Annotated in this window: 12 protein-coding genes and 1 pseudogene; 8 read left to right on the plus strand and 5 right to left on the minus strand. The window is 66.7% G+C overall.

Annotated elements, in window-relative coordinates; translation table 11 throughout:
- Window positions 1–56: 56 nt before the first annotated feature.
- Window positions 57–605, minus strand: coding sequence for a carboxymuconolactone decarboxylase family protein (locus OG844_RS01435; protein ID WP_406387545.1), 549 nt, complete (start codon window positions 603–605; stop codon window positions 57–59).
- Window positions 606–1,149: 544 nt separating this feature from the next.
- On the opposite strand from OG844_RS01435, the gene OG844_RS01440 reads away from it, so the two are divergent.
- Both OG844_RS01440 and OG844_RS01445 read left to right on the plus strand, forming a co-directional pair.
- A complete protein-coding gene (locus tag OG844_RS01440) occupies window positions 1,150–1,341 on the plus strand; it encodes a C40 family peptidase (protein WP_406387547.1) in 192 nt (63 codons plus the stop codon).
- Between the two features lie 396 nt (window positions 1,342–1,737).
- Window positions 1,738–1,962: a cold-shock protein gene (locus tag OG844_RS01445; protein WP_406387548.1), complete on the plus strand. Its 225-nt coding sequence runs from the start codon at window positions 1,738–1,740 to the stop codon at window positions 1,960–1,962.
- 131 nt (window positions 1,963–2,093) lie between these two features.
- Here the strand turns inward: OG844_RS01445 and OG844_RS01450 are convergent.
- A pseudogene (locus tag OG844_RS01450) lies at window positions 2,094–2,812 on the minus strand (ferritin-like domain-containing protein).
- A gap of 228 nt (window positions 2,813–3,040) precedes the next feature.
- Here OG844_RS01450 and OG844_RS01455 point away from each other — a divergent pair.
- Entirely contained in the window at window positions 3,041–3,169 is a 129-nt protein-coding gene (locus tag OG844_RS01455; protein ID WP_406387550.1) for a hypothetical protein, read from the plus strand.
- Between the two features lie 522 nt (window positions 3,170–3,691).
- On the plus strand, window positions 3,692–4,165 hold the full coding sequence (locus OG844_RS01460; protein ID WP_406387552.1) for an ATP-binding protein: 474 nt from the start codon (window positions 3,692–3,694) through the stop codon (window positions 4,163–4,165).
- Between the two features lie 321 nt (window positions 4,166–4,486).
- Here the strand turns inward: OG844_RS01460 and OG844_RS01465 are convergent, their stop codons facing one another.
- On the minus strand, window positions 4,487–4,927 hold the full coding sequence (locus OG844_RS01465; RefSeq protein WP_406387554.1) for a hypothetical protein: 441 nt from the start codon (window positions 4,925–4,927) through the stop codon (window positions 4,487–4,489).
- Between the two features lie 211 nt (window positions 4,928–5,138).
- Here OG844_RS01465 and OG844_RS01470 point away from each other — a divergent pair, with 211 nt between their 5' ends.
- Window positions 5,139–5,294 carry a hypothetical protein gene (locus OG844_RS01470; protein ID WP_406387555.1) on the plus strand — a complete coding sequence of 52 codons (156 nt, stop codon included), beginning with the start codon at window positions 5,139–5,141 and terminating at the stop codon, window positions 5,292–5,294.
- A 758-nt stretch (window positions 5,295–6,052) separates the two neighbouring features.
- Here the strand turns inward: OG844_RS01470 and OG844_RS01475 are convergent.
- A complete protein-coding gene (locus OG844_RS01475) occupies window positions 6,053–6,250 on the minus strand; it encodes a hypothetical protein (protein ID WP_406387556.1) in 198 nt (65 codons plus the stop codon).
- Between the two features lie 14 nt (window positions 6,251–6,264).
- Here OG844_RS01475 and OG844_RS01480 point away from each other — a divergent pair, with 14 nt between their 5' ends.
- The 3 genes from OG844_RS01480 to OG844_RS01490 all read left to right on the plus strand — a co-directional run bounded on the left by OG844_RS01480 (window position 6,265) and on the right by OG844_RS01490 (window position 8,640).
- Window positions 6,265–6,582, plus strand: coding sequence for a hypothetical protein (locus OG844_RS01480; protein ID WP_406387557.1), 318 nt, complete (start codon window positions 6,265–6,267; stop codon window positions 6,580–6,582).
- Window positions 6,583–6,727: 145 nt separating this feature from the next.
- Window positions 6,728–7,577, plus strand: a protein-coding gene (locus OG844_RS01485) for an IS5 family transposase (protein ID WP_406387559.1) whose coding sequence is annotated in 2 segments (ribosomal slippage) — window positions 6,728–7,086 and window positions 7,085–7,577 — 852 coding nt in all. Because the reading frame shifts where the segments join, the coding sequence is not laid out codon by codon here.
- Between the two features lie 577 nt (window positions 7,578–8,154).
- The gene (locus OG844_RS01490; protein ID WP_406387561.1) at window positions 8,155–8,640 is read left to right on the plus strand and encodes a hypothetical protein; all 486 of its coding nucleotides are present in this window, start codon (window positions 8,155–8,157) and stop codon (window positions 8,638–8,640) included.
- 1,905 nt (window positions 8,641–10,545) lie between these two features.
- On the opposite strand, the gene OG844_RS01495 is transcribed toward OG844_RS01490, so the two are convergent.
- The gene (locus OG844_RS01495; RefSeq protein ID WP_406387562.1) at window positions 10,546–11,226 is read right to left on the minus strand and encodes a hypothetical protein; all 681 of its coding nucleotides are present in this window, start codon (window positions 11,224–11,226) and stop codon (window positions 10,546–10,548) included.
- Window positions 11,227–12,184: the final 958 nt, after the last annotated feature.

Raw genomic sequence — 12,184 nt, forward strand, 5'->3', positions numbered from 1 at the left:
CCAGTCGGCTCCGGAGCTGTGCGGCCCCGGAGCCGGACGGGAGCGGGCCAGTGGGATCAGTCGTCGATGTCCGGGGCGGCGGGGACGTCGAGTTCCGTGCGGACGTAGTGGTTGAAGTAGTTGGTGTACAGGTTCAGTGCCACATGGACGAACACCTCGGTCAGCTCGGTGTCCGTCCAGCCCTGGGCCACGGCCTCGTCCCACGCCGCGTCGGATGCCTCGCCGATCTCACCGGCGATCTCCCTCGCGACCTGGACCAGGGCGGCGAGCTTCACGTCGTCGCCCGCCTCCCCGCGGCGGATCACCACGGTCTCTTCCACCGTGAGGCCCGACACCTTCGCCGACACCGTGTGCGCCGACTGGCAGTACGCGCACGCATTGACCGCGCCCACGGCCAGGGCTATCGCCTCGCGCGTCCGGGCGTCGAAGGTGCCATGATCGGCGATAGCCCCGGTGATGCCCGCGTAGGCCTCCAGGACCACGGGGGAATGGGCCATCCCTCCGTGGATGTTGAGCACCCTCCCGAATCGCTTCTGCAGGCGGCGCAGAATCTCTCCGCCGGCTGCGGGCGCGCTGTCGATGGTGTGGACGGGAATCCGCGGCATGTGGATGCCTCTCCTCGTAGTGGTGGGAGTTCCTCGTCCTCACAGTCTGCCGAAGCTGCGAAACGGGTGGGTCGCCTTCGGCGCCCTCCAACCCATTCTTGGCATGTCGCCTTCGACAGGCCCCGGCCCCGGGCGATGAGTACCCGGCAGAAGATCCCGGGCCGCTCAGGGCAAAGGACGAGGGACGTATCTTGATGGTGTGAAGAGACGGCCCGGTGGTCCGCCAACAGCTTGTGGGCTATGCGGTGGGCGGCTGTAACCGCGGCCTTCCCGTTCCCGGCCAAGGACTTCGATCAGCCGACAGACCTCGCGGGGTGCGCGGCGAGTACTGTGCCGGTCACTGCCGTAGGCGAAGTCGGCGGTCGGCTGCGGCGGCGCTTGTTCCCTGACCGGGAGACGGGCTGACAGTTCGGCTGGCCAGCGCCCGTACTTCCTCACCCGCCCGCTTCGGGTGAGACACCTGGTCACGACAGTGATCGGAGCGCTCAAGCCCGGCGACGTCGTGTTCTACCGGCGACGTCGTGTCCTACGGCTACATCCCCAAGTGATCGGAGCGCTCAAGCCCGGCGACGTCGTGTTCTACGGCTACATCCCCACCCGCAACAGCACCATCCACCACGTCGGGATCTACCTCGGCAACGGTCAGATGGTCAACGCCGCCCGGCCCGGCACCAGAGTCCGCGTCGACTCCGGCACCTCCATGTCCCACTACGCCGGAGGAGCCCGCATCCTGTGACCACCACACCTGCAGGCAACAGCCGGGGACGAGCTTTCCTCGCGGCAGCCGGGGTCCTGGCCGCGACCGGCTGCACGCTCGTCCTCTACGCGACACCCCCGGGCGACAGGCCAGCATCTTCCACACCGCTCGACCTCTTCCGCCCACCCCACGCACACCCCGAGCAGCTCGGACACCAGTTCGGCCAGCAAGGGTCCTGTGGCCGACGAGGCGCGGTCCTCACCAGCGGCGAGCACCGCGTCGCCACCCGTCCTGTCCGACGAAGAGGCCCTCCCGGGCCAGGTGCCGTTCCACGAGCTGACCGGCTGGTACAACGCGCGTGGTCACCCGCGGTCCGGACGCTGCCGCTTGCGTACCGAGCATGCCGGCGCAGACGAAGCCCGTAGAGTGCCGCCCATGGTGACTGCGACTGTCCGCGAGTGGAACGACGAGGAAGGGTGGGGCGTACTCGATTCCTCCGAGACCCCCGGCGGCTGCTTCGGCCACTACTCCGACATTCAGCTGACCGGCTTCCGCACGCTGTCCTCCGGACAACAGGTGGACCTCACATGGAAAGACCCTGGCTTCAAACAGGACGGGTACGACTACCGCGCCGTGAGTATCGTGCCTCGGCCCGCCTGACACCAACGCCGACGCACGACCACGATCCCTCCCGGTCCTCTACAGCGCCGCACCCTTTACCGCAGTCTGTAGTAGCGCGTCCTCGATCGAACTCCCAAAGAGGGTGTAGGAAGCGGTGGAGCTGTCTGTGGTCAGCCCGCGCTCGTCCACGCACCTGGGCGGGGCACCAGCACTGCGGAGACCACCGCCCGGGACGAGGTCATGACATCGACCACGAATCGCAGGCGCCCGATATCGAGTTGGCCCAGTGCCGGACCGTGGTCGGCGGCGACGACGAGAGAGACCGCGAGCAGAAGAAGTCGCCACAGGGCCATCACGGGGCGGCGCACTGCACGAGGCAGCTCCGCCAGGGAGGCGTGCAGTCGCTCGCAGTGGAACGGGACATGGCGCTGCTCGTCGGACAGGATCCGCCCCGCCACATCCGCAGTGAGCGAGTCGCCGGTGCCATCGCGCAGCGCCCGATAATAGCGCAGCGCCACTACCTCCGCGATCATCAGCACCAGCAGCTCCATGCGCAAACCCATGAGACGCCGCAACCGTACGAAGACGGCGTCGCTCCAGTGCCCGGTCAACGCCGGCATGCCCCCCGCAGCCACCAGCCGAGCAAGCAGAAGAGCATAGTTGTGTTCCTCGGCGATGAAGAGCCGGACCGCCTGCCCGTAATCGGCGTCACCGGCCGCGTCCGCCTTACGGACGAGCTTGGCACCGTCACCGTCCTCGCCGACCTGGAAGCGCTGGATGCTGGCCCACACCACCGGATGCAGCGGGCGCGCTGTGCCCCCAGGGCACGCCTGCGCTCGCGCTCGTCCTCGAACCGCCTTGTCCACGTGGCGAAGCCGCCCGTATGCACCCATTCTCCCCTCTCCGAAACACAACCACCGTGCCCCGTAGAGGGACGACGCAGGCGGACACCAGAGCGTTCCACGGCCGCCCGACGACCACAGTTCACAGATTCACACGCGCGCCGGACGAGAGGCCTGCCGGTTCTCTCATGCACGGCCACTTCCCAGTGCACGTTGGCACGTTGACATCAGCGGCTGACATCAACGGCGTCGGACAATGATGGATCCGGGTGGTCATGAGTGGATCAGCAACCGCCCTGGAACACGACTACGAGCATCCCCGCGCTCCGTTGATCGAACTCCTGAAGCGGGTGTCGCAGGTTCGAATCCTGCCGTGGGCACAGCGCACTATCGCTCTGACCTGAGGTTTCTCCCCCAGGGAGGTGCTACTCGGCCTCGGACTCCTCGTCCGGGCCGTTTGCGTGAGCGGTGCGTGAGCGGACGGGGAGTCGCTGTCCCCAATCCGTCCCCACGGATCAGCGTCGTCCGGGACGGACTCGTCGGCCTCGCCGGGCTGGGCGCCCGCCCCGGGCCCGTTGTCCTTGGAGGTGACGCGTGCTCGCGGCACGAGCCGGGCCGCGGCCTTGGCGATCGCCAGGTCCGCCTCGGGGAGCAGGCTCGTGTACGTGTCCGACGTGATGGTGCTCGAGGAGTGGCCAAGCATCTCCTGGATGTCCTTCAGGCCGGCACGTCGTTCCGCTGGTCACCCGCACCGGCGACGCAGCCTTTCGCTGCACCGGACACTCGGGGTGTCACTTGCCGTCTGTCCGTGGATGCCCGTGCGTTCCTCCACGAGATGTCAGTGATCTGCCGTGAGTCGAATGATGTGAAGGTTTGGGGGTAAACGGAGCCTGGCGGTTGGGGTGTACCGGGGCGAGGCGGGCGGCATGCAGCAGACGGCAGGCGGCAAGGACCAGCAGGCCCTGCCGGGGGGCATTATCTCCGTGTCCGGGGTGTTCGAGGGCAGCGAGGACATCGCCGTCGCCCGGGACCTCACCCACGGCTTTCTCACTGATGTACAGGCCGTGCACGGGCTGCCGGTGTCCGGGCGGGCGATGGGCATGGTGCAGCTCGTGGTCAGCGAGCTGGTGACCAACGCCCGCAAGTACGCGCCCGGTCCGTGCCTGCTGACGCTGGAAGTCTGTGGCGGCTCGGTCGAGGTGACCGTGTGGGACAGCAACCCGACGCCACCAGCGATCCTCCCGCCCGACCCGACCCGAATCGGCCAGCACGGGCTGGAGCTGGTCCTGGCGATCGGTCAGAGCTTCGCGGTGCACCGCGAACCTGTGGGCAAGCGGATCTCGACAGCCATCGTGCTGGCCGACGACCCAGGCGGAGACGTCGTCGGCCACCACCCGTGATGGCCTGTACCGAACACGGGCACGGCGGGCGGCAGCAAGATGTCATCAGACCCAGCGAGCGACTTCGGTCGCTACTTCCCATGCCTACGGCAGAACTACGAACGTTGTTGTGACAGCCCACCGTCACTGCTGGTTTTCGTCGGTAGACGGCACGGGGTCGAGGAACTTGCGGACGAGGAAGGCGTCCTTCGTCGCGGTGGACTCGGACGGGCCGAAGAACGAGATCAGGTGGAGCGGGTCGGCTCCGGTAGCCAGGGCCTCGCCCAGGACGTCGTCGACACGGATACGGTCCAGGCTGACGCCGTTGAGGGTGACCTGTCGTCAAGAGGAAGTAACCGCTGACTGGGCCGGTGCCGTTCGCGGTCTGGCGGGAGACCACAACGTGCCGGCAGGGTGTGCGCCCATCGGGTCCGCCCGCCGCTCGGTGAGCCAGGCCCGCAGGGCGGCCCGGGTGAGAGCGCCCATCGGCTGGACGTTGCCGTAGATGGTGATGCGGTCTTGGCGGACATCAAGGTCGTCGAACTGAAGGGCCCGGACGGTCTCGCCCCGGGCCGCGTGAACGCCAGCCAGGACGACGGCGAACCTCGTGCCTGGGGACGCAGCGGTGACCTGCGTGTGGGTGACCTCGACGTCGGTCATCGGGGCGACGGCGCCCGGAACGCGCCAGCCGACGCGAATACCGCGCATGGGGCTGGTGAAGATGCGCCGGTACTTCCTGGCGTAGCGGAAAAGGGACCATAAGGAGGTGTACGGGCTGGCCACGGAGGTCGGCGACCGTGGTCATCACGTCGTCGCAGGTGATCTCCCGCAGTTGGTACGGCTCCCGGCCCACTTCCAGATGATCGGGCGGACGCCACCGAAATAGACGTGGAGGGCGCCCAGTGCCCGCGGACCGGCTGCGGGCACTACCGTCCAGCAGCCGAAGGAGCCAGTCCTGGACGTCGTCGGCGAAGCCGTTCGGCAAGGTGGCCGCATGGCGGTCAATCCAGTCCAGCGCGGCAGCACGCCGGTCACCGTTCGGCCGGTCCAGGGCGGCCAGAACCTCGGCGACACGGCCAAGCGGCCGTCTCGTCCCACCGAGTTGGTCGCGAAGTCTCAAGTAGCCGGCGAGGACGAAGCCCAGAGCTGATGGACTCTTCGGCTGATGAAGACGGACCAACCGTGTTCCTCACCGTGGCCGGCGGCGCACTGCCGCGCGGTAAGCACAGCGCCTGCGCCCGCGGGCTCGGGGAACTTGGGCGATACCGGCTGCCGCCCCAGCGCCGCCAAACGGCGGCGGTGAGCCCGGCTCCTGCAGACGTTCGCACAGTAGACCCGTCGCGGGCCCCGTCGGGAGCGGATCGGCACGGGTGCGCCGCACATCGGACACATCATCACGGTGGCAGCGATCGGTCGCGGCGTGATGGGCGGCTGTCCGGCAGCCTTCGCCGCGGGCTGCTCGTCCTTGGCGACGCGCAAGTCCTGAGCGGTCACCCGCAGGGCCAGGCGGAGCTGCTGCAATATTCGCGCCAACGAGGCAAGCGCAACCGGCTGCGGCACCGCCAGTGCCGCGCTCGTTGCGTTGTTTTCCATGCCCGCAACGCTATGACCGGCCAACACGCGCCGGAAGCATTGATCACCGGCGATCGGCTTGATTCACCGGCGATTCCTTGAAAGTTTTGCCGCAGGAGCACTCATTCGCCGGATGGTACCGACTCGCGCATCCTGGATGCCCTGCAGAGTGATGGCAGGAGAGCAGCAGGTCTAAAGCATGAGCGCGGTGCGCACACTCGGGGCACCGATCACTTGCTATCCGCACGGCTGCGGACGGCAGGAAAGGGCCGCCTGATGATTGTCCAGGCTGCAAGCGAAGCGTCGGCGGCATGTGCTGTTGCGGTGCCGGGCCGTCTATGCCTGCTCCACGGCAGCGGTCGCCGCCGCTGCCGCCCTTCGCTCCATGCCTGTCGACTTGGGCACCAACTGCCATCGAGATCTCAGGCCAGGCAACCGCATGATCCACATGCGGTCACCCCGGGTGAGCGTGACGATCGAGGTACGGGTGCGTGGCTGGAAGAGCATCGCGCGGCGCGACTCGGTCCCTCTCACACCGGGAGCAGAGCATGACGAGCAGAGAGAACGGACCCGACGACATCGACACCGAGGGCAAGGCCGTACCACCGTACGAGGGCCGCCGCCGGTCCGGCGATGTCCGGGCCAGGGAGAAGTCGATCAAGGGCGGGGCGAAGATCGCCGGCGCGACGGGACCCGTGACGGACGACGACGCGAAGGCAGCCGCTCCCGAGCGGACAGACCGAGGCGCCACAGCCTCACCGTCCGACCGAGAGCCGACCGAGCGGAGCGCGCAGCGTGGTTCCGAGGACACCGGAACCGGGCCCGCGCACCGCCGTGGGACGGGGCGCGCCGAGGATCAGTCCTGACGTCGCCCGCCTCTGGGCGGTCGAGGGTACGGCGCTTCGGTGGAATGCCGGTCCGTGAGCGGAGCGACGGCCTGTGTTGCCTCGGCCGGTGCGTCCGGCGCTAGGGCCTGTCTTCAAAGGCTGTTGATGGGGCATCATGTGACGCATGGTGCGGCGGCATGAGCTCTCGGACGACGAGTGGGACGTTCTGTCGGGGCTGCTTCCGCGGACGGGCACGGGGCGGCCCCGGCGGGACGACCGGGTGGTGCTGAACGGGATCGTGTGGAAGCTGCGGACTGGTTCGGCCTGGCGTGATGTGCCGGAGAGGTATGGGTCCTGGCGGACGTTGTACACACGTTTCCGCAGGTGGGCGCTCGATGGCACGTTCACGCGGATGCTTGAGGCCGTTCAGGCTCAGAAGGATGCGGCTGGGGACGTTGACTGGCTGGTATCGGTGGACTCCACGATCGCCCGCGCTCATCAGCACGCGGCCGGCGCCCGTAAAAGGGGCAGGTCCCGCAGAAACGGCACACGCTCACGCCCTCGGACGATCCCGTGGCGGACTGACGACCAAGATTCACCTCGCCTGCGACGGCCGCGGCCGTCCGCTCGGCTTTGTCGTCACAGGCGGCAACATCAACGACTGCACGCAGTTCGAGCAGATCCTTGCGCAGATCAGGGTCTGCCGTCCAGGCCCAGGTCGACCGCGCAACCGGCCTGATCATCTCCTGGGTGACAAGGGATACAGCAGCCGAGGCATACGTAACTACCTGCGGAAACGCGGTATCCCGCACACCATCCCTGAACGGTCGGACCAGCAGGAGAACCGCCGCCGTCGAGGCAGCAACGGCGGCAGGCCGCCCGCGTTCGACAAGGAGCGCTACAAGCAGCGCAACGTCGTCGAGCGCTGCTTCAATGCGTTAAAGCAGTACCGGGCCATCGCCACCCGTTACGACAAAACCCGCGAATCCTACGAAGCGGCACTCACTATCGCGTCACTCCTGATGTGGATATGACCCTTTGAAGACAGGCCCTAGCAGCGCTTCCGCCGACCGTTCTCGATCTTGCTCCGGGAAAGGTTCGTTTCTGAGAACACCTGACGGTGCGGCCAAACTCTACGACGGGGCTCGCGGGCATGGGGTGGGTGCTACCGCAACCAGGCTGGAGCGTAATCGTTGATCGTGAGTGATCAGTCTCCGTTCTTCTGCCAAGCGTTGCCTGTCAGGCGATGTCGCACGGGGCGAGAGCGACGTCCGTTGTGGGGTCTCAAATCCCGCGGCACACTGGTCAGCGGATGCGCCTGGCGGGGGTTGCCGCTGTGCTTCCGGATATCGAAGTCGACGGCCCATCGCAGGTTCCTGCGCACTCGACCGCATCGGCCTGGCGGAATCCCCGTTCCTTGCCGGTGACATCCAAGGGGCCGCCGCCGAAACGACCCTGGCCGTGCAGGCCGCGAGAGGCACGCAGTCGGGGCGTGTCCGTGCTCAACTCGGGCAGCTGTATCCCTACACCGTGGGACACAGCGCGTCGCGACCAGTGCGTGAGGCGCGCGATAGTATCCGCGACCTGCTGTCGAGCTGAGGAACAGGGAGCATGACAACACTTGCTGTGACCGGGCACATGGACCTGGCTGACGAAAGCGTGCCGGTTGTGTGGGCCGCGCTGCGTGAGCTGCTCGCCGAGTACAGCGATGACTTGACTGGGGTGTCGTGCATTGCCGCCGGGGCGGACAGCCTCTTCGCGGAAGAGGTCTCCGCGATCGGGGGCCGTCTGGTCGTGGTGATTCCCTCTCGGGATTACCGCGCTGCGAAGGTGAAGCCAGCCCACGTCGCAGTCTTCGACCACTTGGTGGAGGCGGCCGAGCACGTGGTGACTCTGCCGCATTCGACTGCGAACCGGGCTGCCTACGAGGCGGCGAACGCTGAGCTGCTGCGACGAGCCGATCGCCTCGTCGCCGTGTGGGACGGGACGCCCCCTTCGGGCAAGGGCGGCGGCACCGCTGACACCGTCGAGCAGGCCCGCGAGGCCGGGCTACCCGTGGATGTGGTCTGGCCCGCCGGAACTGTTCGGCGCGGATAGCCTCCAGATACACGAAAACGCCCCCTGCCCCGGCCGTAGCCGGCACAGGGGGCATTTCATCGTGCCTCCCGGGCTGCGGCAAACCCGGGAGCCATCGGGACGAGCGGCATGCTGAGTAGAAACCTTTTCTACAGGTTCAAGGCCCCTCGCTCCGCTCGTCGCGCGCTCCCCGGCTACGCCGGTCCCTGACTGAGGGGAACCGTCGGGCACGAGAAATGCCTCCGGCGGGGGGGCTCAGACTCCGGGATGGGAGGGGCGCCGTTCGCGAGTGCCGGCGGATTCGTGGTGTGCGTCGTGGGGCTCCCATCCCCACCACCTTCACCCCAGGCAGAGCCGAGCAGTCGCGGCCCAGGACGTCAAGGTCGTTCCTACAGTGGCGCGCTCCACCTTGACGCCCTGAACCACGACCGCTCCACGACGTGTGGGTCGAAGGCGGACGGGATGGGAGCTTGGGGGCCAGTGGTGGGTTGGTGCAGGGAGCTCGTGACCAGCTCCCGGACGGCCGTCCCCGTCTGGAACCGCTCCGCCGACAGTGCGCTATCGTGCGCGGCCAGGAGGCCAGGTGACTGATGGCATACCCAGATGGCGCAAGCCTCGGTTCTGGGTCGGGCTAATGACGTTCACTTTTGCGGGGAGCCGCATCGCGAAAGGCGCACTCATCGATGGGAACACGGTCTGGCAGGTAGTTGGGGTTGTCTTCCTGATCGGCTGTGCCTCCCTCATTGGATATGCCGTCGGAACTCGGTCGGCAACGCGAACCGGCGTCAAGGCCGCTTCGGATGCTGGCACCAGCATCTGGCACCAACAAGCACGAACAGGCATGATCAGTTGCGAGCTTGAGGCGCGTTGATGGCGCTCTGTGAAATCGGCCATCTCCTGCTCGGCGGTGACCCCAGACCTGCTCAGTGGATCTCCCCACATTGCCTGATGGCCAGGCGGCTCCAGGGGCAGGGCGAGCCTCGGCCGGACCGCCTGCTGACGGCGGCTTGCGCCAGAGTCCGCGTAAGCGTGAGAGCTCGCACCTCGGAGGTGGTCCTTCATCGCGGTGCGCGCGATCTTGGCCGTACGGCGGTCAGAGTGTGACTTTCAAACAGGGCTCAGATATGGGGCCAGTCCTGCCTGGCTGGCTGTCACCTCGCGTGCGATACGACGCCACTGGTCCTCTCCCCCGGGCAGCGGCCATACCCAGGTCGGCTGTTCCACGGTGTTCAGGTCATGAAGAAGGCGGACGAACTGTGGGCCGGCGGTTGCGGCACCGTCTGGAGCGGTGGGGCCGTGAATGGTGCGGAGTTCGGTGAAGCGTGCCAGTTCGTCCTCGTAGAAGCCCGTGGCCTCATCGATGCGCGCGGTCAGGTCAATCGCGCGGCACCGTGCGGTGCAACTGCAGCAGCGGAGGCTCGACGGATGCGGCGATCGCCGCGGCAAGCCGTGCGTGACCGTCCAGGATCAGACGGCAGTCAAGGACACTTATCACCACAACAGGACAGATGGGAGCGTCCCTTCACGGGCCTGCTTGCGGTACGCCTTGACCCGGCTGTCGTCAGCACCGGGCAATTCCACATCCAGGGCGGCGGCCGGGCGGTGGTGTCCCAGGCCGGGGCCGTGCTCTTGGTCGAGAGGTTCGCAAAGCCGCGCTGGGTCAGGCGTTATCAGCCGGCTGACACCCAGGCGGCGCCCTCGGGCGGCGCACGATTCAGGCAAGGTGCTGCTGGACGTGGCCCTCGCAGTCGCGATGGGCTGGGAATGCCCGACGCCTGTCACGGCCCGAGCCGCAGCTTGCCGCACCGGTTTTTCGGGTATGGCCCCCGGCCCGGCACGCGGACCTGTTCGACACCGCGTTCCGCGTCGCCCGCCGCGCTCCACGCTTTTCTGTTCATCCTGGCCGAACCTGCCGCAGACGCCGTCTCATCCCGTTGTGTGGATGGTCGCCACGCCCGCGCCATCGATGGCGCAGCTCTCGGCGCCAGATTTCCGCTCGATCAGTACGAACCGCGCCTCGCGAACGTCACTTGCGTCACTCTGGTCACCTGCTATGCAGAACTCCGCGCGCAGAGGGGCAGTGCCGTAGTACTGGCCGTTATCGTTCGGGCAGTCGAAAAGGTCGGGGTCGGGCGCAGAGCAATCGCGGCCTGGAGGAGGATCACGCCTCTCGGGGTGAGTGAATCCCGCGCAATGCATCATCTCATGAATGAGTGTCTGAGATATCTCCTCATTACCCTGCGGGAACAATACGCCGAAGTTCACATTGAGAGTGGAACCGCCGACAGTCGCGCTGGCGTTCGCATCCGGGTCACTCAGGATCGTGTGATGAATTGCACGTCCGTACGCTGCCTTGAGCGACTCCTTTTCCGTTGCCGCTAGAATGCCGCTCGACAGGCCCCTAGACAACGCTATCCAGTGACGGGCGATCAGCGTACCTCTGTTCTCACTTGAGATATCGCCGTCGAAGGTGAAACTCGACAACGCCGCACGCGCTTGGTCGTGAGCACCAATCAGTGCCACCAGGCTAGAGACGTCATATCGCTGAACCAAAGTGGCCATGCTCATATCGCCATGAAGGCCTTCGTCTTGGGCGAGCTGCCTCACGCTTCTCATGTGTCGCCTACTTCCAAGGTCGAATGTGTCGCCTACTTCCAAGGTCGAATATTTTGCGCGTCTACACAGCACTACGCACCCTTTGCGACAGTACGAGAACGATGCCTGCGGCGTTCCGCAGGCGTCGCAAATGATCAGCCGATCTGACTAGGCAGGACCGGCGAGCGCGAAGATCACCCCTGCGCCCGGCGCGAAGAGCTCGGGCCTTTGCTAAGCCCTGCTCTTTGATGGTCCTACTGTCTGTTGTGTGGTGCAACTGGGCAGCCGGGAAGGGCAGTCAGGCAGGGTGCGCCCACGCGTCGGGATGTCGGTGCCTTCGCGCTGTGTGCGCTTCAGGTCGCCTCGACGCGTTCCTGCCATGCTCCGCCGAAGGCGGATTTGCGGTCGGCAAGGGGAAAAGCCGCTGTCGGCCCGGTGACGGCGAGCCGCAGCAGATCGCCGAGCAGGACTACTTGACTTTCGGCGGGGACGCTGGCGTCGCGGACAACAGCGGCCAGGAAGGGAACCGTGACCTCGGGGCAGGTCCCTTGGTGAGAGTCGGAGGCAATATTTCCGGCCAGTCCTCCGTAAATGACCTCTGAGCAACTACGGTCAGCGGGCGACTCCAAATCCCTTTCGTCTCCGTGAAGTTCGGCGAATGGGTATCGAGCACACTGCTCGCCGCCGAAGCCTCACTTCCGAATAGCGAGCCGACCCCCGAGCGCGGTTTGAATGGATGTGACGCCGCCGTCGACCGGCTGTTGAGTCGGCAGGGCACTGGTCATCGTCCGCGCTGCTGTCCGCCGTGAACATTCGGCACAGCTGCAACAACTCCTGGCCGCCGCGTCGTGCCTTCGCACCCTGGTTTGCGCCCGTCCGTTTTCCGCATGAGAGTTGAAGGAGAAGTACCTCGTGTTCCCTTCATACCCAACCCCCATCGAAGCCGGGTCCGCCACGCATGCCGGACCTG

It is taken from the genome of Streptomyces sp. NBC_00887 (genome assembly GCF_045207585.1).